This is a genomic window from Neobacillus bataviensis LMG 21833, assembly GCF_000307875.1.
In the GTDB taxonomy this organism is placed as follows: Bacteria; Bacillota; Bacilli; order Bacillales; family Cytobacillaceae; genus Neobacillus; species Neobacillus bataviensis.
In genome coordinates this window covers 1-23242 of record NZ_AJLS01000117.1, presented here as the reverse complement: position 1 = coordinate 23242, position 23242 = coordinate 1, and the positions used below count along the sequence as shown (strand labels likewise).

At 39.3% G+C, this 23242-nt stretch carries 28 protein-coding genes; 21 read left to right on the top strand and 7 right to left on the bottom strand.

Annotation, left to right across the window (positions count from 1 at the left end):
• The first annotated feature begins 199 nt into the window (after positions 1-199).
• Genes BABA_RS15835 through menC form a run of 4 tightly spaced genes read left to right on the top strand, consistent with a single transcriptional unit; the run spans position 200 to position 4169 of the window.
• Positions 200-1051 carry a MurR/RpiR family transcriptional regulator gene (locus BABA_RS15835; RefSeq protein ID WP_007086220.1) on the top strand — a complete coding sequence of 284 codons (852 nt, stop codon included), beginning with the start codon at positions 200-202 and terminating at the stop codon, positions 1049-1051.
• Positions 1052-1064: 13 nt separating this feature from the next.
• Positions 1065-2210 carry an amidohydrolase gene (locus BABA_RS15830; protein ID WP_007086219.1) on the top strand — a complete coding sequence of 382 codons (1146 nt, stop codon included), beginning with the start codon at positions 1065-1067 and terminating at the stop codon, positions 2208-2210.
• 27 nt (positions 2211-2237) lie between these two features.
• Positions 2238-3047 carry a GNAT family N-acetyltransferase gene (locus BABA_RS15825; RefSeq protein WP_007086218.1) on the top strand — a complete coding sequence of 270 codons (810 nt, stop codon included), beginning with the start codon at positions 2238-2240 and terminating at the stop codon, positions 3045-3047.
• Positions 3048-3059: 12 nt separating this feature from the next.
• Positions 3060-4169, top strand: a complete 1110-nt coding sequence (gene menC, locus BABA_RS15820; protein ID WP_007086217.1) for an o-succinylbenzoate synthase — start codon at positions 3060-3062, stop codon at positions 4167-4169.
• 61 nt (positions 4170-4230) lie between these two features.
• Here menC and BABA_RS15815 read toward each other — a convergent pair whose 3' ends face one another.
• A complete protein-coding gene (locus tag BABA_RS15815) occupies positions 4231-5022 on the bottom strand; it encodes a GNAT family N-acetyltransferase (protein WP_007086216.1) in 792 nt (263 codons plus the stop codon).
• A gap of 314 nt (positions 5023-5336) precedes the next feature.
• Here BABA_RS15815 and BABA_RS15810 point away from each other — a divergent pair, with 314 nt between their 5' ends.
• The 5 genes from BABA_RS15810 (at position 5337) to BABA_RS15790 (ending at position 8950) form a co-directional block, all read left to right on the top strand.
• Entirely contained in the window at positions 5337-6071 is a 735-nt protein-coding gene (locus tag BABA_RS15810; protein WP_007086215.1) for an SDR family NAD(P)-dependent oxidoreductase, read from the top strand.
• 88 nt (positions 6072-6159) lie between these two features.
• On the top strand, positions 6160-6570 hold the full coding sequence (locus BABA_RS15805) for a MarR family winged helix-turn-helix transcriptional regulator (RefSeq protein WP_007086214.1): 411 nt from the start codon (positions 6160-6162) through the stop codon (positions 6568-6570).
• Positions 6571-6725: 155 nt separating this feature from the next.
• On the top strand, positions 6726-7595 hold the full coding sequence (locus tag BABA_RS15800) for a cation diffusion facilitator family transporter (RefSeq protein ID WP_007086213.1): 870 nt from the start codon (positions 6726-6728) through the stop codon (positions 7593-7595).
• 129 nt (positions 7596-7724) lie between these two features.
• Positions 7725-8111 (top strand): hypothetical protein, encoded by a 387-nt coding sequence (locus tag BABA_RS26110; protein ID WP_007086212.1) that lies wholly within the window; start codon positions 7725-7727, stop codon positions 8109-8111.
• 200 nt (positions 8112-8311) lie between these two features.
• Positions 8312-8950, top strand: a complete 639-nt coding sequence (locus tag BABA_RS15790; RefSeq protein WP_007086211.1) for a hypothetical protein — start codon at positions 8312-8314, stop codon at positions 8948-8950.
• Between the two features lie 186 nt (positions 8951-9136).
• On the opposite strand, the gene BABA_RS15785 is transcribed toward BABA_RS15790, so the two are convergent.
• A complete protein-coding gene (locus BABA_RS15785; RefSeq protein WP_007086210.1) occupies positions 9137-10030 on the bottom strand; it encodes a VOC family protein in 894 nt (297 codons plus the stop codon).
• Positions 10031-10337: 307 nt separating this feature from the next.
• Here BABA_RS15785 and BABA_RS15780 point away from each other — a divergent pair, with 307 nt between their 5' ends.
• The 6 genes from BABA_RS15780 (at position 10338) to BABA_RS15755 (ending at position 14756) form a co-directional block, all read left to right on the top strand.
• Complete coding sequence (locus BABA_RS15780) at positions 10338-11117, top strand: IclR family transcriptional regulator (protein ID WP_007086209.1); 780 nt, start codon at positions 10338-10340, stop codon at positions 11115-11117.
• A 43-nt stretch (positions 11118-11160) separates the two neighbouring features.
• Positions 11161-11940 carry a 2-keto-4-pentenoate hydratase gene (locus BABA_RS15775; protein ID WP_007086208.1) on the top strand — a complete coding sequence of 260 codons (780 nt, stop codon included), beginning with the start codon at positions 11161-11163 and terminating at the stop codon, positions 11938-11940.
• Positions 11941-11990: 50 nt separating this feature from the next.
• Positions 11991-12779, top strand: a complete 789-nt coding sequence (locus BABA_RS15770) for a 2-keto-4-pentenoate hydratase (RefSeq protein WP_007086207.1) — start codon at positions 11991-11993, stop codon at positions 12777-12779.
• Positions 12780-12823: 44 nt separating this feature from the next.
• The gene (locus BABA_RS15765) at positions 12824-13012 is read left to right on the top strand and encodes a 4-oxalocrotonate tautomerase (RefSeq protein WP_007086206.1); all 189 of its coding nucleotides are present in this window, start codon (positions 12824-12826) and stop codon (positions 13010-13012) included.
• Positions 13013-13141: 129 nt separating this feature from the next.
• Positions 13142-13663, top strand: coding sequence for a PadR family transcriptional regulator (locus tag BABA_RS15760; protein ID WP_007086205.1), 522 nt, complete (start codon positions 13142-13144; stop codon positions 13661-13663).
• Positions 13664-13760: 97 nt separating this feature from the next.
• Entirely contained in the window at positions 13761-14756 is a 996-nt protein-coding gene (locus tag BABA_RS15755) for an alpha/beta fold hydrolase (RefSeq protein ID WP_007086204.1), read from the top strand.
• Positions 14757-14831: 75 nt separating this feature from the next.
• Here BABA_RS15755 and BABA_RS15750 read toward each other — a convergent pair whose 3' ends face one another.
• The gene (locus tag BABA_RS15750; protein ID WP_007086203.1) at positions 14832-15557 is read right to left on the bottom strand and encodes a 3-ketoacyl-ACP reductase; all 726 of its coding nucleotides are present in this window, start codon (positions 15555-15557) and stop codon (positions 14832-14834) included.
• Positions 15558-15787: 230 nt separating this feature from the next.
• On the opposite strand from BABA_RS15750, the gene fabF reads away from it, so the two are divergent.
• The gene (gene fabF / locus BABA_RS15745; protein WP_007086202.1) at positions 15788-17029 is read left to right on the top strand and encodes a beta-ketoacyl-ACP synthase II; all 1242 of its coding nucleotides are present in this window, start codon (positions 15788-15790) and stop codon (positions 17027-17029) included.
• Between the two features lie 108 nt (positions 17030-17137).
• On the opposite strand, the gene BABA_RS15740 is transcribed toward fabF, so the two are convergent.
• On the bottom strand, positions 17138-18580 hold the full coding sequence (locus tag BABA_RS15740) for a L,D-transpeptidase family protein (RefSeq protein ID WP_007086201.1): 1443 nt from the start codon (positions 18578-18580) through the stop codon (positions 17138-17140).
• Between the two features lie 477 nt (positions 18581-19057).
• On the opposite strand from BABA_RS15740, the gene BABA_RS28305 reads away from it, so the two are divergent.
• On the top strand, positions 19058-19183 hold the full coding sequence (locus BABA_RS28305) for a hypothetical protein (RefSeq protein WP_268870162.1): 126 nt from the start codon (positions 19058-19060) through the stop codon (positions 19181-19183).
• Positions 19184-19316: 133 nt separating this feature from the next.
• On the top strand, positions 19317-19595 hold the full coding sequence (locus tag BABA_RS15735; protein ID WP_007086200.1) for a hypothetical protein: 279 nt from the start codon (positions 19317-19319) through the stop codon (positions 19593-19595).
• On the opposite strand, the gene BABA_RS15730 is transcribed toward BABA_RS15735, so the two are convergent.
• Complete coding sequence (locus tag BABA_RS15730) at positions 19581-19766, bottom strand: hypothetical protein (RefSeq protein WP_007086199.1); 186 nt, start codon at positions 19764-19766, stop codon at positions 19581-19583. The two genes, BABA_RS15735 and BABA_RS15730, sit on opposite strands and share 15 nt — an antisense overlap.
• 320 nt (positions 19767-20086) lie before the next feature.
• Here BABA_RS15730 and BABA_RS15725 point away from each other — a divergent pair, with 320 nt between their 5' ends.
• The 3 genes from BABA_RS15725 (at position 20087) to BABA_RS27375 (ending at position 22233) form a co-directional block, all read left to right on the top strand.
• Positions 20087-21742 carry a multicopper oxidase family protein gene (locus tag BABA_RS15725; RefSeq protein WP_007086198.1) on the top strand — a complete coding sequence of 552 codons (1656 nt, stop codon included), beginning with the start codon at positions 20087-20089 and terminating at the stop codon, positions 21740-21742.
• A 43-nt stretch (positions 21743-21785) separates the two neighbouring features.
• On the top strand, positions 21786-22007 hold the full coding sequence (locus BABA_RS15720; protein ID WP_007086197.1) for a YdbC family protein: 222 nt from the start codon (positions 21786-21788) through the stop codon (positions 22005-22007).
• A gap of 76 nt (positions 22008-22083) precedes the next feature.
• Positions 22084-22233 carry a hypothetical protein gene (locus BABA_RS27375; protein WP_157273211.1) on the top strand — a complete coding sequence of 50 codons (150 nt, stop codon included), beginning with the start codon at positions 22084-22086 and terminating at the stop codon, positions 22231-22233.
• Between the two features lie 83 nt (positions 22234-22316).
• On the opposite strand, the gene BABA_RS15715 is transcribed toward BABA_RS27375, so the two are convergent.
• Both BABA_RS15715 and BABA_RS15710 read right to left on the bottom strand, forming a co-directional pair.
• Positions 22317-22610: an RNA polymerase alpha subunit C-terminal domain-containing protein gene (locus BABA_RS15715; protein WP_007086196.1), complete on the bottom strand. Its 294-nt coding sequence runs from the start codon at positions 22608-22610 to the stop codon at positions 22317-22319.
• A gap of 69 nt (positions 22611-22679) precedes the next feature.
• Positions 22680-22862 (bottom strand): SE1832 family protein, encoded by a 183-nt coding sequence (locus tag BABA_RS15710; protein WP_007086195.1) that lies wholly within the window; start codon positions 22860-22862, stop codon positions 22680-22682.
• Between the last annotated feature and the right edge of the window lie 380 nt (positions 22863-23242).

Here is a 23242-nt window from a genome sequence, read left to right as displayed (position 1 = left end):
TCTTCGTGTTTCCTTTATCTCAGTTGGAGCGCTCCAGGCCATACGCCGCTGACCAGGGCGCTTGCGCTTTTCTTATAGATATTTTTTAAAAAAGATATTTCTAAATTTTCAGTTATCGTGGTATAATCCAGTTAGTTGAAGAAGTTCCTGCAACTTTTTTAAAAAATGAAGCATTTATTGCATGGAGATGGAGGGCAGTATGCAAAGTTTTGAAAGATTAATAAAGGAAAAATATGATACATTGTCTCCCGGTCAAAAAAAAGTGGCAGAGTATTTGATACAGAAACTGGATGAATCCGCATTTAATACAGCGGCCATGATCGGCCGGAAGGTGGACGTAAGTGAAACGACTGTGATTCGCTTGTCCTATGCCTTGGGCTTTAACGGTTTTAGTGAAATGCAGCATGTAATTCAGCAACAAATCTTAACCAACAGCTTACACCCATTTGGGGCAGATTCGGAAAATGTACATCAAGATGAAGAGCATAGCTCTCCTTTTTCGGAAATCTTGGAAAAGGAGATTCTCTCCCAACGGCAAGCCTTCCGGCAGCTGAATGAAAAGGAGCTTTGGAAGGTTGTAGAGGTATTAATGAAAGCAGAGCAAATTTTCATTTTAGGAATGGGCGCCTCCTATGCACCGGCCTATTGGTTTTCTTTCCAGCTCCATACACTTCGGGAACGAGTCACACTTTGCCCAACAACAGGAGATATTTATGAACGGCTGGTAGATTTAAATGAAAACTCTGTCCTATTTGTTATTTCGTTTCCCCGTTATTCGAAGGATGCTTTGCACATTGCAGAAAGTGCCAAAAAACAAGGTGTTCCATTAATCTGTGTAACAGACCGGTTATTGTCGCCTGTCGGCCGCATTGCCGATTATACGCTGACGACGGAAGAAAATTCAGAGTCGATGGCTCATTCCATTACACCTGCCATTAGTTTACTAGATTATATCATCGCAGGAATAACGGTGAAGGATCGGGAAAGAATCCAGGCCAGACAACAGAAGTTAGAAGCACTCTACACCAATTACGGTGTTTACGTGGAATGACAGGAGGGACAACATGAGTCAACTTGTTGATTTTTTAAACGGGAAAGTCCACGAGATTCAACAAACATACGCTGACCTGCATCAACTAGCCGAGCCCAGCTGGCAGGAACGAAAGACCTCTGCATATATTCAGGAGGCATTAACACGAGCGGGCATTACAGTCAAAACCTTCGAAGGTCATTTTGGCATTATTGCTGATATTCCAGGTGAAAGTGATGAGGTAGTTGTGCTCCGTGCCGATATGGATGCCCTTGTGCAGGAGGTCAAAGGAAAGGTGCAACTTAATCATTCATGTGGTCATGATGCCCACAGTACCATGGTATTACATACAGCATTGGCTTTTGCGGCATGTAAACCTCGTCTGAAGAAATCGGTCCGCTTTATTTTTCAACCGGCGGAAGAAAAAGGGGAAGGCGCTCTAAAAATGGTAGAGGAGGGAGCCCTAGATCGTGTCCACTATTTATTCGGAGTTCACCTTCGCCCCTGGATGGAAGTGCCAATGGGAAAAGCTTCCCCTGTCATCATTCATAGCTCTTGCGCAACGATATATGGAACGATTAAGGGACAGCAAGCACATGCTTCAAGGCCGCAGGATGGCAACAATCCAATCGAAGCTGCCTCCTTCCTTATTCAAGCCCTACAAAATATCCGCTTACAGAATCCTGATTCTTTTTCAATAAAGATGACGGGTCTAAAGTCAGGCGGTGACTCTTCAAATGTGATTCCTGAGAAGGCAGAATTCATTTTGGACTTGCGTGCAAGGACAAATGCGGCGATGGAGGAGTTGAGAGTCAAGACGGAGGATTTGCTGGAGAAGGTAGGGCATTTAACAGGTACAGCGATTAGCGGACAATTAACGGAATTTGTTCCTGCCGCAACTACGAACAAAGAGGCAGCGAATCTAGCAGGAAAGGCCATTGCCGCTGTGATTGGAGAGGAAAATGTAGTAGATCCTTGTGCTTCACAAGGTGGAGAGGATTTTCATTTTTATACTCTTCAAAAACCGGATGTCAAAGGAACCATGATTGGGCTGGGATGTGACCTGCGGCCAGGCCTCCACCATCCGGAGATGCAATTCAACAAAGAGGCTCTTCTGTATGGAACAAAAATTTTAGCCAATCTACTATATCAAGCAGCTTCAATGGAGGACAAAAAATGAAAAATAGGAAAGGCATGATTACTTTCGATGAAAACAATATCAATAAAAACGTTAACCAGCCCCGAGGATTTAACCCTTGTTAAAAATCTGGAGAGTCTCGTTTGGGCTGATGAAGACCCTGTGCCAGTGAACCATTCCATTGCTGTGGTGAAAAATGGCGGAATGGTCATTGGAGCATTCATAGAGGAGCAATTAATCGGTTTTCAGTACAGTTTTCCAGGATTTGATGGCACAAATGTCTATCTTGTTTCTCACAGTATGGGGATTCACCCAGACTTTCGAAAAATGGGAATTGGGGAAAAGTTAAAATTAAAGCAAAGGGAAGTGGCCCTCAAAAAAGGGTACAGTCTCATCGTGTGGACGTACGACCCATTGGAAACCGTAAACGGGTATCTGAATTTAAGCAAATTAGGAGCTGTTTGTACCCAGTACATTGAGAATTGTTACGGGGATATGCCAGACATCCTTAATGCAGGCATGCCATCCGATCGTTTTTTAGTTGAATGGCGTATTGCAGAGGATTCACGATCCGAGTGCAGGGTGGCGAACGAGAGTGGTGAAGGGCCATTCCTAATTAATGTAGTTTTTGATGAACAGGGATTCCCAGTACCGGAACCTGTCCTTCTTGATGACGGAAATGATGCAAATGTCTTATACGTACCTGTGCCAAGTCACATCCAGGCCATTAAAACCGAGCGGATGGCAGCGGCATTAGAATGGAGATTAAAGACCCGACAGATTTTCAGCCATTACCTGAACAAAGGGTGGATGGTTACGGCATTAAGGAAAAGCGAGAATCCTAACCTCTATTATTATATTTTACAAAAAAGGGATTGAGGGATAAATAAGATGGAAATTCAACGAATTGTGTTAAGGCATATGAAAATGGATCTTTTGCATCCGTTCACCACGGCTGTGGGAACGGAATATGATAAAGATTTTATCCTAGTAGAAGTGAAAACAAAGGATGGAATTTCCGGGTGGGCAGAATCAGTTGCAGCAATTGACGCTACTTACAAGGAAGAAACGGTAAAAACGAATTGGCATATGATGGAGGATTTTCTTATCCCGCTGCTTTTAAAAGAGCCAATTTCCCACCCGGACGAGGTGTTTGAACGGTTCCACCATGTTCGGGGGAACTACATGGCAAAGGCTGCCCTTGAGGGAGCCGTTTGGGATGCTTATGCCAAACAGCAGGGAGTCAGCCTGGCAAAAGCTTTAGGGGGTACAAGGGATAAAATTGAAGCCGGCATCAGTGTAGGGATTCAGGATTCTGTCGATGAGCTTCTACATATGATTGAAGGCTATCTCAAAACGGGATATAAGCGGATCAAGGTGAAAATCCAGCCCGGGTGGGATCTCAATATTTTAAGAGAGATTCGCCTAAGATACCCTGATATCGCATTAATGGCCGATGCCAATACTGCCTATACTCTTGACGATATCGATACCCTTAAGGCTATGGATGAATTTAATTTGACAATGATTGAGCAGCCTTTAGGGTTTGATGACATTGTAGATCATGCCCAGCTGCAAGCACAAATTAAAACACCGATCTGTTTGGATGAAAGCATTCATAGTGTTGACGATGTCAGAAAAGCAATTTACCTTGGCAGCTGTAAAGTCATCAACATCAAGATTGGCCGTGTCGGCGGATTAACGGAATCGAAAAGAATCCACGATTTATGTGAGGCGAACGGGATTCCCGTATGGTGCGGGGGTATGCTTGAATCTGGTATTGGAAGGGCGCATAATATCGCCATTACAAGCTTGTCTAATTTTACACTTCCAGGTGATACGGCCGCCTCATCACGTTACTGGAAGGAAGATATCATCGACCCTGAGGTAACGGTGGAGGATGGAATGATTACCGTACCAACACTTCCTGGAATCGGCTATGAACCTAACCGTGAGCGGATTGACCGCTATACCCTTTACAGCCGAACTTTTCATGCATAACCAAAACCGCTGAGAAAATACTCAGCGGTCTTCTACCTTTTTATTGGTAGTGGTGCTCTTATTATCGATACATGGTCCACATTCCAATGTCCTTAAAGCCAAGTCGCTTATAGATGCGGCCTGCAGCAGGGTTATCATAAAATAGACAAAGTGTTTTCCCTTCGTCAAGGACATCCTGAAATAACTTTTGCATGATAGTAGTAGCGAGACCTTGACGGCGATACTCCTTACGGGTACAGACACCGACAATCATGGCTGACATGGAATTTTCGGCCGTTGTCGAAACACATGAAGTGATGACACCGTGATCTTCCGTATAATAGGTTCTTGCTGTATTAGATTCCATTGCCTGTACTAAAAGCTCCCGTGCATCGTCTCTGATAACAAATTCTTCAATCGATTCGCGAATTTCAATAATTTGATCTACTTCTTCGATTGTAGCCTTATTAATAGCGATGGACTGATCTATGATATTAAGGTATTCATCCGTCAGGCATTCAGCAAAGAATGTTGCTTGTTTCTTACCAAGTTGTAGATCATCGAAGGCTTCGAATTTCTCCACAATGTCAGACTTCCCGGATAATAAAACGGGCTGGTTGTACCGTTTCATAATCGAAACAAAGCCCTCCGTATCGAATTCACCCTTAGCATATGGAATAAAGGATTGGTGAAACCTTAGAAGAACAGCTTTAATCGAGTTGTTCTGTTCATCAAACTCTGCCCAAATTTCCTGGAATTCCGAAGAGTATCCGAAGACCTCTATATCCCCAATGATAAATAGATTAATAGACGGCTCCTCACTTAAAAAAGCGAGAACCTGATCATGGTCTTGCTCCGTCAGCTTTCTAATCACAGTACATTCCCCCTTGCTATTAAATAGAATATACGCACAATTAAAAAAACTCAAGCCTCAATTCCAGATGGAGACACAAAGAAATGATACCACCGCCACTCACGGATAATAACGCGAAGATAGTAGTAATGGTGTCAGGCACCATTGTAATAGAAAGGGTATCGCAAACTAGTAGTTTACTATTCTTGACATGCTGAGGGCCAGTGGTTATTATTTATTTAGACGTCTAAATACTTTTCGCATAGTGTAAATAGAAATAATTAAAGGAATCTTCATTTATAATGCAAGCAGATAAATAAAGGAGCTGGATCCAAATGGAACGATTATTGAATAAAGTAGCGATTATTACCGGTGGTGCGTCTGGAATCGGAGAAAGTATGGTAGACCTGTTTAGTAAAGAAGGTGCCATTGTCATTGCGGCTGATATTAATGAAGCTGCACTTGAAAGAGCCAACCAAAAGGAAAATGTGTATGGCATGAAACTGAATGTTGCTTCCGAAGAGGATTGGGAGCAACTGTTAAAGGAAGTCAAGGAACGCTTTGGAAGAATTGATATTCTAGTCAACAATGCTGGCATTTCCTCTGAAAAGCCAGTGGAGGAAATCAACATTGATGATTGGCAAAAGATGTTGACGATCAATGGATTTGGGCCATTTCTTGGCATGAAGCATGTAGTTCCGTACATGAAAGAACAACAAAAAGGCTCGATTGTGAACATTTCCTCTTATACGGCACAAATCGGAATGGGCTTTAACCATTATTCAGCGTCGAAGGGTGCGGTTCGTGCGATTTCTAAAGCGGCAGCCACTCAATATGGCCGTTTCGGAATCCGCGTTAATACCCTATTCCCTGGTACAATTGAAACCCCGATGACGAAAAACCTAGAGTCATCAAAGGAAATCATGAAACACTTAGTTGCCATGACACCATTGCAACGACTTGGTAAACCGGAAGATGTTGCGAATGCAGCACTATTCTTAGCAAGTGATGAATCGGCCTATATCGCTGGAGCTGAACTGGTCATTGATGGCGGCTATTCCGCTCAATAATTGAAATTTATTAGGTCCCTTTTCAATGAAGGGGCCTTTCCTATATAGTTAGAAGGGTAAATTTTATTGAAAGCAGGGGTATTGTATTGTGGAAAATCCATCTATCTTTGAACTCATCCATATGATGGATAAGGTGAACAATCGACTGATTATCGAGTGGAATAAAATGTTCAATGAAAATATTGGCATCTCGCATGTATTAGTTTTGAGTCACTTGAAGCTTCATGGCAAAAGTCGGCCATCAGATATTGCGAAGGCCTTAGGTATAGCCCCGCCCTCGATTACACATTTAAGTGAAAAATTAATCCAAAAGGAACTCGCTGTCCGTGTGACAGATGAAATAGATAAACGAATTCTTTATTTAGAGATCAGGGATAAAGGGCTCAACATCTTAACCAAAGCACAAGAAGAAGGAAAAATACTGCGAAAACAACTGTTTGAAAAATTAACGGCCGAACAACAACAACAGCTCTTAAACATCTATACAAAGCTAATATAGTGTAAAGGGTTTCAGGCACCATTCCAGAAATCTTTCCCTTACGAAACATTATTATCGCGAGGCTACTTTTATATAACGATGCAATAAGGTTGCTCTAGACCCATCCATATTTGTGTTGCTATCATAGGGATGTACGTTGGCAGGAGGCAAGAAGGATGGATACTGAAAAATATCAAAATCTTAAATTAGGTGAACGCGGGGCTATCATAAGCATGATTGCCTACATATGCCTTTCTATTATTAAACTAGCAATTGGATATATAAGTGATTCTGCTGCATTAAAAGCAGACGGATTAAACAATACTACCGATATCATTGCTTCTTTAGCAGTATTTGTAGGACTCAAGCTTTCCCAAAGACCGCCTGATGGAGATCATGGATATGGTCATTGGAAAAGTGAAACAATTGCCTCGATGGTCGCCTCTTTTATTATGTTGGCTGTTGGTATTCAAGTGTTTGAGGATGCCTTTACCTCTATATTTCGGGGGGGAAAAGAATCTCCGGACATGCTGGCTGCCTATACAGGTCTTTTTTCAGCACTCGTGATGTATTTTGTTTATCGTTATAATAAAAAACTGGCTTCTAAAATTAAGAGTAAATCCGTGCTGGCAGCCGCAAAAGATAACATTTCCGATGCGTGGGTTAGTATAGGAACGGCTGCTGGTGTATTTGGATCCCAATTAAATATGCCTTGGCTGGATACAGTAACAGCTATGATTGTAGGACTGTTAATTTGTAAAACGGCTTGGGAGATCTTTAAGGACGCATCTCATGATCTTTCGGACGGATTCGATGAAGAAAAGATTCATCTTTATCAAGAAGTCATTACAAAAGTAGACGGTGTGAAAGGAATAAAAGATATTAAGGGAAGAAACTATGGCAATAACGAAGTCATCGACGTTGTCATCCTCGTTCAATCAACCTTAGATATTCGCTCTGCCCATGATATCGCTACACATGTTGAAAAAGTCATGATCAAAGATTACGGAGTCTACGATGTTCATGTACATGTAGAGCCAAATTAAGTACGGAAAATCTAATTCAAACATAACAGTAAAATGTATTCAGTATCATTCCTTGATTCATTTGGAATAATGAAACCAAACTAGGTTTCATTCGTATAAACGGGACAAAGATTTTAAGGAGCTGTATAAATGTTCTTAGCAGAACTTCACCTAGAGGAAAGAGAAGCGTTTCTTGAACTGGCCGCTTTGATAGCAAAAATTGATGGTAACCTATCTGTTTATGAAAATTCCTTTCTTAACAAATATAAAAAGGAAATGGACCTTGAAAATTATAAAATGAAGGGGTTGGCAATTGGGGATATTCTCAAGATATTTAAAACAGAACGATCTAAAAATATTGTCTTAGCTGAACTCTTTCAACTTATTTATTCAGATGGAGTTTTGCAAGACCAAGAAAGGGAATCTGTTCTCCTAATAAAAAAACACTTCGGATTCGCTCAAAGTGAATTTGGAAGTTTTAAAGATTGGATAGACAAGATAAAGGAATTATCGGTTTCTGAAGGAGAACTATCGTAAAAAGTGTACCAAGTGCAATCGGACGGTTCGTATAGGGGATAATCCAGGTTTTACACAAATCTCGAAAGCCTGCCATCAGCCTTGATGTTTAGGCACTTGGCACAAATTGCGTATGAAAGCCTTCCATTTGCAGGTTTGTTCTCCTAAACTAATTAGTTGTACAATAGGGAAGAGTTGAATATTACTTCTAGGAGAGACAAATGGATACGAAAGAACAATCATTATTGAATTATTATTATAGTAAGTTGATGGATCATACGTTTGATGAGAAGGATGTCTATGCTTTTTTACAATTAATCCGCAATCGCAGCAAAGAGAATCGTTGTATAAATGAGCTTACAGATTTCGTTGTGCAAAGGGACCAGTATACAGGTTATATTAAGGGCTATTTATTTGAAATGAGAAAGAAGTTTGAAAGCCTCGGAAAAACGAAAACAGCACTTCGAATTGAGGATGTATTTTCCTTTAAGGAAATGAAAAATGGAATAAACAAGGCTCTAGAGCAATGGCAGTTAGATGGTTTAACAAACGCGCAGATGAATGATTTTGTCACTTGCCTTATTTCTATCTTGCAACAGATTCCCATTATGGATGACGACAGAGAGATTGGGAAACTCTTTTTTGCCATTTCTAGTAAACAGATAATTTTGATGGCTGAAATTGAGGTGTATCAAAATATGTTTAAAAAGACTAACGCTGTCTTTCCTGTGTTGACTGCCAATAATAGTTATCTAGATATGAAAAAGCAGGATCGGTACGACACCCCTTATCTATTTGCCGATAAAGTGATTGAGATAATGAGTCAGGATGGGAAACTGGAGATGATTATTCCGGATTGAATTTTCTTGCGTTCAGCGTGCTTTTAAACTTCCAATCCCCCTATGTTCCTAACGTAGGGGGATTGGGTTGTGATACGGTGAACCGTTTTTTTTCTTATTTTACTGATAGAGATGGTTTAAGAGGTGGAGTTCCCTTCGAAAAGAATGACTCCGGTAATGGCGATCCAAATAACATAATGGCTTTCTCTACTTCATCTTTCGCCCAGCTAACTGGTTTCCAATCTGGATTAAAGATAAGGTATCCGGGGTCACCATATAGTTCCACACGGTTCCACCTGGTTCATAGACATATAGACTTGTAGTTTGGCTTATCCCATGTTTAAAAGGGCCAGCTTCAATTTCAATACCGTGTTCTGTGAATATTTCAGCCACCTCATATAAATTTTGCGTGTTTCCATACAGGAATGCAAAATGGTGTAGTCTGCCTAATCCTTTATCATATGATCCTTCATCTTCCGTAAATACCAACTCATTTACTGTATTTGTAGCCCTTAACCAAATGCCAAGATCCGTTCCATCTTCTTTCAAAATGTGTTCACTTAATTTCAAACCAAGTTCATTCATAAATAAGTTTTTATTCCCCGTTACATCTTTGGACATTAACATGGCATGGTCTAATCGGCGTACTGGATATCCTTTAGTTGGACGTTTTTGTGGACGATTTTTTAAGACTGTTATTTCACTTTCCGGCGCCCGATATTCTTCAATCTCCCAAAGAATTTCCATCAAATGATTATCTGGTGTTACAGATTGATATGCTGCACCATGACCAAAATCACCGTCAATCCAGCCTTTACCGTAACCTGATTTTTCAAGATCTTTGACGCGTCTTTCCAAAGCATTTTTTGAACTTGTTCTGAAACTCATATGCCCTAATCCAGACTCGTTTCTCTCTGTTACTTTAAGAGAATGTAGGTAGGCGTCCTCATAAGCTCGAAGATAGACAGATTGCCCCACTCTTGCTGTTTCGATCATTCCTAAGATTTCTTTAAAAAACCATAAAGTTCCGTCTGGATTTGGTGTATAAATCTCCATATGAGTTAGCTCAGCAACGTCAAATTTTTTTAATTCCTTTTCCATTAACAATTCCTCCCATTCGAGTAATGCGATAGCGTTTTCAATAATCAAAAAAGATTACAGATCGAAATTTTTTCTTATTTCTACGAATCGTTCTATATTACCGAATGGTATTCGTTATAGTTTTAGCTTTATCATAAGCTGGAGATAGGAAAATCGACAATTAGTTTTTAGAAAATTTCAACATCTTTATCGTCTGGTTATTTTTTGAATTAATTGACAATTTATAAAGATAATCGTTATTATTAATTCATAACATTTAATATTATCGAACCGTGTTTGAAATTGCCGTACGAAAGGAAAATGAAATATGGCTGAACGATTTATTCAATCGATTGAAAGAGCGGCGGATGTCCTTGAATTATTTTTAACCGCCAATCAGGAACTAAGTGTTAAGGAAATTAGTGAAAAGGTTGGACTATCCAAAAGCACAGTTCATGGTATTATCAAAACTTTGGAGTTTAGAGGGTACCTGAAGCAAAACCCGGATGATTTAAAATATAAGTTGGGAATGAAGCTATTTGAACTGGGAAATAGGGTTAGTAGTCAATTTGATCTAGGTGAAATGACCCGTCCTATCATAAGAAAGCTCGTTGATGAACTAAAAGAGACTGTACATCTAGTTGTTTTTGAACGAGATGAAGTAATTTACGTTGAAAAAATGGATGGTCCCAGGGCATTAAGAATTTACTCACAGATTGGGAAAAGGGCGCCGATTCATTGTACAGGGGTTGGAAAATCGATCCTTGCCTTTCAAGAGGAAAAAGAAATTGAAAGGCTCTTATCGAATGCCGATATTAAACAATTCACCAATTACACCATGACGGATAAAGAATTGATAAAAAAACATTTACAAACTATCCGCGAACGGGGCTACGCGATTGATGATGAAGAAATTGAATTGGGACTCAAATGTGTTGCAGCTCCAATTTTTAATCATCATGGCAAAGTCATTGGATCCATTAGCTGTGCTTCGCCCAAAATGAGACTCGATGATTCAAAGCTCTCGAAAGTGATTACGGAGATTAAACAGGCAGCTACGGAAATTTCTGAAGGTTTGGGTTATCAACACAATAATGTATACATGTAGTTTGGCAGCATTACAAAATTATGAATAGAAAGGAAGTTTTCTGATGTTTAGTAAAATTCAAAGCTTCGCTGCAAAATTGGCGGAAGCAGAAGTTTCTCGAGTCGGCATCGAACCTCTAACTGTAACCGATCCGGAGATTACAGTCGATGCGGCTTATTACATTCAATTGGAAAATATTAAAAAGAGATTAAATGAAGGCCAAAAAATAGTTGGGAAAAAAATTGGCTTAACTTCTGTTGCTGTGCAAAAAATGTTGGGCGTTGATGAGCCTGATTATGGACATCTATTAGACAGCATGGCAGTTGAAAACGGAGGTACTATTTTCGCTGAAACCATGCTTCAGCCGAAGGTAGAAGGTGAAATTGCCTTTATTTTAAAGAAAGATTTAAAAGGTCCGAATGTGACAGTTCTTGATGTACTGCAAGCAACCGATTATGTTGTTCCAGCCTTGGAAATTGTTGATAGCCGGATCCAAGACTGGAAAATTAAGCTGCCAGACACCGTTGCTGATAATGCTTCTTCTGGATTATATGTATTAGGTGGAAAACCTACAAAAATTGAAGATATTAATCTTGAATTACTTGGTATGGTACTGTTACATAATGGTGAAGTTGCCAATACTGGTGTCGGAGCAGCTGCACTGGGAAATCCTGCAACTTGTGTTGCCTGGTTAGCGAATCGATTGGCAGATTATGATATTTCCTTAAAAGCAGGTGAAGTGATCCTTTCAGGTGCGCTTTCCGGCATGGTCGCTGCAAAGTCAGGCGACAATTTTACGGCAAGATTTGCTCATCTCGGGCAAGTTAGCGTGAACTTTAGATAATTGGACTTAATACTAGATTCATAGCGTCGTAATGAAGGAGGAAAAGAAAAATGGCTAGTGAAATTATCAAAAAAATTGCTGATTACTTAGTTGCTGCAGAGGTGGAAAAACGTGAAGTTGTCAAGGTAACAAAGACGATCAAACCTGATTTAACTGTAGAGGAAGCTTATAAGGCACAGGAATTACTCGTGCAGAAAAAATTAGATGAGGGGCACAGAATTGTTGGGCCTAAAATGGGCTTAACAAGTAGGGCAAAATGGGATCAAATGGGTGTATCAGAGCCAATTTACGGTTATGTGTTTGATTATATGCTGATCGATAATGGCGGTGTTCTTCCTTTTTCAGATCTAATCCATCCGAAGGCTGAAGCAGAAATTGCCTTCCTAATTGGTGAAGATATTGAGGGACCTGGCATTACGGGTGCCCAGGTATTGGCTAAAACGGAGTATGTTTTACCAGCACTTGAAATCATCGATAGCCGTTATGAAAACTTTAACTTTACACATACCGATGTAATTGCAGATAATGCCTCTACATCAAGAGTAGTATTTGGAAATACACTTAGAAAACCAAGTGAATTTGAACTGGAATTAGTAGGGGCAACTTTATCTATTAATGGCCAAATTAAAGAACTGGGTGCTGGTGCGGCTGTTTTAGGACATCCTGCCAATGCAATTGCTGTATTAGCAAATATGCTTGCGAGGAAAGGCGAGAAAATTAAGAAGGGTGAAATTATTTTATCTGGTGCTATAACAAGTGCCCTACTGTTAAGAGTCGGAGATTTTGTTTCCGGTAAATTTGATGGTTTAGGGGAAGTTACCTTCTCTGTTGGGGAATAAAAATATTTATCTATTAGAAGATCTTTTTTAGAGAGGGAACTAGTATGCCGATTATCCAGGTAAATCTTATAGAAGGCAGACCGCCTGAAAAGATAAAAGCACTAATTGAAAATATCACAGATACAGTTGTTGAAACATTAGACGCACCAAAAGAAAGTATAAGAGTATTGGTGACAGAATTGCCAAAAACTCATTGGGGAAAGGCAGGAGTACCAGCCTCTGAGAGCAAATAGCGAAAAAGCATAACAGTTTCAATAGTTTGAAACTGTTATGCTTTTTTTAAAAATACAGTTGACATTATTTGGATGAAAGTTTATAATCAAATTATCCAAAGTTGGATATAAAAGCTTGGAGGTTAGCGGATGTCAGAATTAGTGATTTTGGGATTATTGAAAATAAAGCCGATGCATGGCTATGAAATCCAGACAATAATCCAGGATAGTAAAATTGATGACTGGGCCAACCTTCTATCAGGATCGATATATTACTCCATCTCTAAACTAGATAAAGAGGGGTTAATCGAACCTTTCAAAGAGGAGCGGACTGGATCAAGGGTGAGGGTTATATATAAAATTACAAAGGCGGGTGAAGAAAAACACTTAGAGCTCTTAAAAGAAAATCTTGGTGAAAAGCCACATTCCTTAAAATCAGATTTTATGTTGGCATTGTCAATGATTCACCATCTTGATAAGGATGAAGCCTTATTAATTCTTAAGCAAAATCTTGAGGATTTAATAAAGCTAAAAGAACAGTGGGAAACAAGAAAGCAAGTTGCCAGTGAATCAAAAGGGGCCAATCCACTCATGTTGTTATCTTTTGAAAGTAGTATAGAGATCCTTGATATCGATATAAAAACGGTAGAAAGAGCAATAGAATTAATTTAAATTTTTTTGAGAGCATATCCAAATTTGGATATGCGAAATTTTTAAATAGGTATCCAAATTTGGATATTCAAACTTTATAAAGGGAGACGAAATGGATATGAATATCATTGCTAAAACAAGAAAAATAACTGTTGAAAATAGTATTGTGAGCATGGAAAATGTATCAATTGGCGGGGTAAAGCAATCTATAATGATTCGTGGAGAAAACCGGAACAATCCAGTTTTATTAATGATTCATGGGGGGCCGGGGCAAAGTGGAATTTATCTTTCACATATGCTTAATGGGCCACTTGAAAAGTATTTCACCATTGTGAATTGGGATCAAAGAGGTGCCGCAAAATCCTACTCCATGAGTGTCAAACCGGAAAGTATGAAGATTACCCAATTGCTTGCTGATGGAGAAGAAGTCATACAATATGTTAGAAACAAATTAAATAAACCCAACGAAAAGCTATATTTACACGGTCATTCCTTTGGAACTGTGTTAGGGATGCTAATGGCAAAAAAATATCCAAATTATTTTCATGCTTATATTGGGACAGCGCAAGTGGTAGGTCTACTTGATAATCTAAGAGTATCTTACGATTGGACAATTAGAAAGGCAATAGAACTTGGAAATCAACAAGCCATAAATGAATTAAAACAAATCGGAAGACCGCCATTTAAAAATTTTAGTAAGGGATTGTGGAAATATTCAGTCTGGTTAGCTAAATTTGGCGGGAAAATGTACAGCAGCCAAGGAACGGAAATCTTTAAAGGGATTTTTTCAGCACCGGAATATAGTTTACTGGATAAAATAAAGTTCTTTAGAGGTGCTTTGTTCAGTGTGAAATATTTACATCAAGAATTACTTCAAACAAACTTATATGAAATGGTTAATTCAATAGACATTCCTGTTTATTTCTTCTTAGGAAAACATGACTTCTCTGCACCATATGAACTAGCACAGGATTATTTAGAACAATTAAAAGCACCAAGAAAGAAATTAATCTGGTTTGAAAAATCAGGTCATATGCCGCATTACGAAGAGGATTCTAAATATGTGGGGGAATTAATTAATGTATTAAATGAGCAAACAAATCAACAACCATAACTTTGGGGAGATGGACGGTTCCTATGCTCTTTGCAACTTAGATTTTCAAGGAAGCACAAGAACCGTCTTAATAAATCAAAATGGATTGGTTGCCAAAAGACTTGCCGTTTTGATGTAAATTCGTGGATGTAATTTTAATTGTGAAACAATATATTCTGCAATATCTTCCGGCTGCATATATTTTTCTTCATTGTTTTCGGCGATTAAATTGGTTTTGACAGCAAGTTCAGTCGCAACTGTGCTAGGTGTCAGCGCCGTTACACGAATATTGTTTCTGCGGACTTCCTGTGCCAATGATTCGGTTAGACCGATTACTCCAAACTTAGACGCACTATATGCACTGGACGTAGCAGCTCCATTTAACCCATTTGTCGATGAAATATTGATTATATCGCCGCCATTTTTTTCAATTAATTGGGGAAGAACAGCACGGGTTATATAATATGTTCCCATTAAATTGACATCGATGATGCTTTTCCATTCCTTAGGATCCATTTCTAAAAGGCTCCCAAATGTTCCAATTCCAGCATTATTAATCAGAATATCTGTTTTGCCCAAATCGTTTGTCAATTTTTCAACAGCCTGATTTACTTCTTCAAATGAAGAAACATCAACGGTGGAATAAGCTACTTTTACTCCTAAAGCTTCCACTTCACTTGCCACTTCCTTTAAAGCGGCTTCCGTTCTTGCTAGTAATCCAACGTTCACACCTTCATTTGCTAATGCCAGCGCAATGGCTCGGCCGATTCCTCTCCCAGCACCAGTTACAAATGCCACTTTGCCTTTTAATGATTGTGCCAATAAAAACAACTCCTTATATAATTTGACTCCTACCCATTATAATATAGTGAAATTTAATATTCGAGGTTTTGTGCCTGTCTCCACTATTGTAGTAGATGCAAGCGCTTTTTTTGAATATCCGCCATTTTCCCAATTTTACATTTGTCCAACCATCCTGAATTAGTTACAATGAGGAAAGTAATATAGAACTAGTGAGAATATTGGAAAATAATTAGTAGGAGAGAGCTTATATGGAAAAAAGAGTGGTGATTACGGGGATTGGAGCAGTCACTCCTTTAGGGAATGATGCTCATTCAACGTGGGATAACATTAAAAACGGGGTATCCGGTATTGGTGCAGGTACTATTTTTGATACAGATAAAGTCGATATTAAAATAGCTGCGGAAGTAAAAGGGTTTGCACCAGAGGAGTTCATGGATAAAAAAGAAGCGAGAAGGATGGGACGGTACAGCCAATTCGCTGTGGCAGCAAGTAAAATGGCCGCCATCGATGCCGGGATTCAAATTGGTAAGGATGTGCAGCCCGAACGTGTTGGTGTTTGGATCGGGTCGGGAATTGGCGGATTAGCCGAATTCGAGGAACAGCACCGAAAATTTATTGAAAAAGGGCAAAGGCGGGTCAATCCGTTTACGATTCCCATGTTTATCCCGGATATGGCGGCAGGGCAGGTTTCCATCGAACTTGGAGCGAAAGGAATCAATAATTGCTCGGTGACAGCATGTGCGTCCGGAGCCAATTCCATCGGTGATGCCTTCAGGGTTATTCAAAAAGGAGACGCGGATCTGATGATTACTGGTGGGACAGAAGCAACGATCACTGAGATGACCATCGCTGGCTTTTCCAATATGACTGCTCTTTCAAAAAATCCAGACCCTCAAACAGCCAGCCGGCCGTTTGATAAGAATCGTGATGGCTTTGTTATCGGGGAAGGTGCAGGGATTGTCATATTAGAAGAGCTTGGACATGCTTTAGCCAGGGGTGCTAATATCTACGGCGAACTGGTTGGATACGGTGCCACAGGAGATGCCCACCATATTACAACGCCTGCACCAGAGGGTGAAGGCGCCCAGCGTGCCATGAAACTTGCGATAAAGGATGCCGGAATATCCCCGGAACAAGTGGACTATATCAATGCCCACGGTACTTCTACCTATTATAATGATTTAAATGAAACGTTAGCCATCAAAGAAGTCTTTAAAGAACACGCCTATCAGTTATCTGTCAGTTCGACGAAATCGATGACGGGGCATATGCTGGGAGCAACCGGTGCGATTGAAGCCATTTTTTCAGTTTTAGCCATCAAGGAAGGCATTATTCCGCCCACCATTAATTATGAAACACCAGATGAGGAACTCGATTTAGATTATGTACCGAATATAGCAAAGAAGACAGAAGTACAAGTTGTGTTATCCAACTCATTAGGATTCGGCGGTCATAATGCCACCTTGATTTTTAAAAAGTTTACAATATAAGAACCGAGCCTGTCCCTGATACAAGGGGCAGGTATCTTTTTAAATTTCTTTCAAACAAAAAACGACGGATCCTGTACTCCTTTGCAGGAAGCACAAGATCCGTCCTTCTTAATAAATAACAACTGGGTCGTATGTACTAAGATTGTCATACACAGCTTTCATCATATTAGGGGGTGTATTTACACAGCCGCCTGAACCGGCTGTCAGATAGGCATTACCTGACCAGTTTGTCCGCCAGCTGGCATCGTGGAATCCTTGACCGCTATTTGTAAACGGAGCCCAATAATTTACCTTAACTGCATAATCAGCTTTACCTACTGCACTGCCCCTAAGTGTATACTGTGGTCGTTTATAAAGGATATACCACACCCCAGGTGAGGTATCTTCCCTGGTGCTGTGTTTGCCTGTAACCACATTGGTTGTGAGTACTAATTGCCCATTTTTATAAATCCATATCCGCTGTTCTGCAATGGACACTTCAGCATATGTGTCGCCAATGCCATTATTTGAAGTAGTTTCATAGCCTATCCCTTCATTGCTCCAGCCTTTTCCGTAAATATTAGAAGCAGGAATAGCTTGTTCTCCTTTTTCAAAAGCCTCCTGAACTCGCGCCGTTTCTTTTTCAGTATCTAATGCCCAGCCATAGCCTTGACCTTTTACCGAAATGGCCGAACCAGAATGGGTTGTAAAAGTGAAATCCTTATTTAATGTTGATTGAGAACTATTAATTTCTTCAATCTTATTCTTAATGTCAGTCATGGTGATGGTAACCTGCTTATCTTTTGACACAGAGGCATCTTTAATTAATTCACTAGCGTTTAACGTATGCACTGTTTCTTGTACCTTATAATCAACAGTCCGCCCAAGGAGATCCTGCAGCATTTTCTCCTCTTCCTTTATAATCGGATTGTCCGCTGTAATTGGCTGTAATAATACCGGTTTTAGATGGATATCACTAGTGTATTTCTGTTCGGTATAATCCTTTAATAGAGCAGCGATATCATACTGTTCGCCATTAATGCCATCTGCGATGACAATTTTACCCTGTTCCAATTTCGCCCCTGCATCCTGGGGGGCTTTTAAGCTCTGATTCATGGTAAGGAGCATTTCCTTTACTTGCTTTTTCATCGTTTCGCTTCGAAACTGATCCGCATTTTTTGGTAACAACGAATAATCCTTTACCTTTGAGGAGGGAAAAAGCGTCCACTGGCTTTTCAATAATTTCTTCACTTCAGGCAAATCTTTATCTGTAAAAACCATTTGCGTATCTTTTTCATCTAAAATGAGTTGTGATCCGATAAAGACCCTGTTTTTTAATTCAGAGGTTTTTAATTTATTGATAACCTGATCGGCAGTTAGTCCACCGACTTTCGTATCATTAATCGTAATCTGCGAATTGAACCGGGTTATTTGATAATAGCTAATTCCTGCAAAAAGGAGTGCAAAAATAATGATCATTCCAATAATAATAAAATTACGGTTTCTAAGCCGTTTGAATCGGTTACCCCGCCCAGTCTCAATTTCTACAACTGTTTCATTTACCGTACTCATAAACATTCCCTCCGCTACCTGGTAACTCAGCTATTAATGTCCGTCAACATTAAACATGTGAATTTCATCAAAGACTTTTGATTCGTTTACCTAATCATAATTATTACTATTATACTACTAGATTGGATGGTGTGGAATTTGTCACATTTTGTAGTGGAGTGAAATTTTATAAACTTTTTTGTTCAATGTTAAGTAGAATAGGTGGACAAAAAAAAAATCCGGCCATATGCCGGATCAAAAAAATATATATTAAAAGGGGGTTGAAAGGCTATGAAAAATTCATGCCCGTTTCATGAATCTATCTTAACCCTTAAAAATGAACAAATTATGAATAAACCATTAAAAATTGAAATTTTATGGGGTTACATGAAGTGGACGGTTCTTGTACTTTTCCTGTGCTTCTAAATAATTTGTAAATAGAATGGGAAGGATATGTTGGAGCTCAAAAATAATAAAATATTTAAGATGGGTGATTATATGAAAGAAGAAGAAAGAGATCATCTTGCTGAAGCACTTGAAAAGTTTGAAAGATTAGAAGCCCAGGCAGTCGATGGAATAACAGCGGATCAAATCGAGAATATAATTAAACAATGTTTTGAATGAGCTTAGGAATTGACTCCTAAGCTTTTTTTACACAATCTTGTTATGTGGGTGAACAGTAACAATCACTATTCGTTTTTTTATTGATGGATATTTTATTGATAAAAAGGGAGCCAAATATAAAGCAAGTGACTATTTGTTTCGCCAAAATGAGCTTGATCAGCCACGATTCTTCTCTACTGAACACCATATCGAGTTATCGCGGGAGAATAAACAGGAGCAATATGTTCCAGTTGGAATAGTAATAGAAGGCTATACCGTCACTTCATTTTACGATAAGGAGGTAGAATTCCAGTGGATAAATAAATTTGAGAGCCAGGCACGACCCCAAAAATTGGGTGGTGCCTGGAACTTTTTTCTTTGTCAAGGGTTAAAAGAGCCTTGGTCATTGAACTTTGAATCAGGTAAAGGCTAAATAGATGATATAAACAAGAACAGCACCTATTGCAATGATATAGGTAAGAAAAACAGGATTAAGCAGAATAGGATGTCTTTGAATATTTTCGTGAATTTCTTTATCATATTCACTATTTCCCTCACCGATTACTTTACCTGTTCTTAATGTAACAATTAACCCAATAATCATGATTAATGCAATAATCGCAAAAATATAAATTATGATATTCCCCCCCTTTTTAGCTTATTTTTTGAGAAAAAGCGAAGTTCTATTCATGCAACTGGAATCAATCCATGAAATCTATTTGCTATGTAAGTATTGTGTGGAGCAATGTAACACATAACCGGCCAAGCCATTCTAAAACAATTGATTTCGAATGGAAATGTTATTGAAATCATACTGAGATTTTAATTTTAATCATTTATTTAAAAAAGGGGCTATATTATGTTATGAAAAGGTTCACCAAACGAATCTAATTGAGAATTCGATTTTTTAAAAGGAGGCAGTATATGTCTTTAAAGAAATTTATAGATGCATTACCGATTCCTCCCGTCTTAAAAGCAAAAGGGAAGCTTGATGGGACCCCATTCTATGAGGTAACGATGAAGCAAGTCAAGCAAAAGTTACATCGAGATTTGCCACCAACTACCATCTGGGGGTATAACGGCATGTATCCTGGCCCTACCTTTGAAGTAAGGAGAAACCAGCCTATCTTTGTTAAGTGGGAAAACAAATTGCCCTATGAACACCTGCTACCGGTTGATCGAACCGTTCATGGTGCAGAACCAGATAAACCTTCTGTAAGGACGGTTGTACATTTGCATGAAGGACGGGTTAGTCCGGAAAGCGACGGCTATCCAGAGGCATGGTTTACGAGAAATTTTGAAAATGTTGGGCCAAAATTTGTCCATGAAGTTAACTTTTACCCAAACTGTCAGCGTCCTGCAACGCTATGGTATCATGATCATGCCCTTGGAATCACACGTTTGAACGTTTACGCAGGGCTTGCAGGCATTTATCTCCTCAGAGATGAAGAAGAGGAAAAATTGAATCTACCCAGTGGAAAATTTGAAATTCCACTGGTTATCCAAGATCGTTCGTTCTATCCTTCTGGTGAATTATTCTACCCTACTCAGCCAGGCCATAAGCCGCCCCCGGCACCACAGCCTCCACCACCAGCAGATTCCAAATTACCGAATCCATCCGTGGTCCCGGAGTTTTTCGGTAACACTATTTTAGCCAATGGAAAAGTATGGCCTTTCCTTGAAGTCGAGCCTCGGAAATATCGATTCCGTATCCTTAATGGCTCTAATGCGCGTTTTTACCGAATAAGACTAAGTTCCGGACAAGATTTTGTTCAAATCGGCACGGATGGAGGACTTTTGGATAAGCCAATAACGATATCCCAAATCATCCTTGCACCGGCTGAACGTGTCGATGTCATTATTGATTTTGCTATTCACAAAGGTCAAAGTATCATCTTAACCAATGACGCAAATACTCCATTTCCTAACGGTCTAGAGCCCACCGAAGACGTGAAGCAGATCATGCAATTTCGTATCAAACAAAAACTCTCCAAACCTGACAAGAGTAAAATCCCAGCAAAGCTAAGCTGCGTGGAACAACTTGATCATAGAAATGCCATAATCATCCGAAAAAATACCTTAGTTGAAGCTAAAGATAGTTTCGGCCGTCCGAAATTATTATTAAATAACCTGAAGTGGGATCACCCACACCTTACTGAAACCCCATATAATGGAACGATAGAGATTTGGGAGCTTTACAATACGACAATGGACACTCATCCTATTCACTTGCATCTTGTGAATTTTCAAATCTTAAATCGCGCTGGGTTTATTGGTAATCCCAATGGTACTAATCTTAAAGTCGGATCACCACATCCACCCGATCCAAGTGAGAGGGGATGGAAGGATACCATCCGTGCCAATCCAGGGGAGGTTACCCGTATCATCGCACGATTTGGTCCTTTTAAAGGTATTTACCCGTGGCATTGTCACATCCTTGAACACGAAGACCATGATATGATGAGACCATTTGAAGTTCTGGATAATCAGAGCTTCAACCCGTGTAAGCCTTTTGGTGGAGAATGTCCTGATGATTCATTATCTCAATGTTTTGAATGCAATAAACACTCGAAAAACTGAAAACCGTAGCAGATTCTATAATAATTAACGGAGGCCAATTACTATGGCAGAAATCAAATTTGAAATCAAAGAAACCGTAGGTAGTATATCACAGTCCCCTAAAGGCTGGAATAAGGAACTTAATCTGATTAGCTGGAATGGTAAAGAACCCAAATACGATTTACGAGATTGGGCACCTGAACATGAAAAGATGGGGAAGGGTGTTACGTTGTATGCTGAGGAATTAAGGGCTCTAAGAGATTTATTGAACGGGATGGGATTGTAGTAAGTAAGGATTTGGTACACTCCATGGAAGAGAATAAATCTCTTGTGAAAAGCGCACTGCTTTTGCTAGTTTGTATATGTTTTTGAGACAAAATAAATATAAGTTAATCGTCCCTCCGAAAAGGGCAGAGGATTTTTCCGTTCAAATCGTGGATCCGGAACAGCTGGATGTAACCTTTGAGGAAATTGTTACTTGGTTTCAAAAATGGACGGAAGTGGATTATTAAAGATGTGCCATTTGGTGCATCTTTTGCTTGTTTTTGTTATAAACAATTGCTCAAATGTAAATTGCTTTTCCACCCAAACTTGTTTAGTTCCTGAATGACAACCCACTTTCCTCCAGTGCATCCCTAAGTTTAGGTATTGAAGCAGGCCCCATACCGTGAAATTGCAAAATCTCCTTTTCGCTATATGTAGATAGTTTCTGTAAAGAAGTAATCCCATTGTTTTCTAATGCTCGTCTTGCTGGTGCCGATAGTAATGAAAGAAAACCTTCGATAGGTTTTCTTTCTTGCTCACAGGTCGGACAAGTTGGGCATTCACTGCTTTTATAATAGTTATGTCCCTTATTGCAGGTTCTTAAAGTTTTTTCTGATGACGCCATTTTAAACAGATCTCCTTTACTATTTAATTGCCCATAGTCCAATGATCCCTGATACGATAAAGCTATGGTTTAAAATTCCCCTTTTCGCAATGCTTCATTAAGTGAATGGAGTTCAGACTCGATGGCTGCTAATTGTTTTTCTAAAGGAGACAGAATCCCTTTGACGTTTTCCAATTTTTCAAGGTCATTCTGCAGTCGAACATATTCAAATTTTAATTCGCGGATTTTATATTCAATTTCTTTTTTATTCATGTTACCCATCCCTTTGTCCTAATGTAAGTTAATATGATTATACCATTTGGGAGAGTGTGCAAAAATAGTGAGATCCAATCATGTACCATTTTATGTATCTAAATATTTTTTATAATTATCATCAATCATTGCTGGTTCAATAAATAGGAAAGATGCCCACTCTTGCTGCATTAAATTGAAGGCGAGAGAGGGCATCTTTTTATGAAATTAATGCTCATTTTGGGGGGAAAGGTGAAGTTGAAAATCCTTTATCAAAAACTATGAAGGGCTAATCTTTAATAGAATGACTGGGATTAGTTCTTAATCAAAGCTATGAAGGACTAATCTTTAATAGAAAGACTGGGATTAGTCCTTCATCAAGGCTATGAAGGACTAATCTT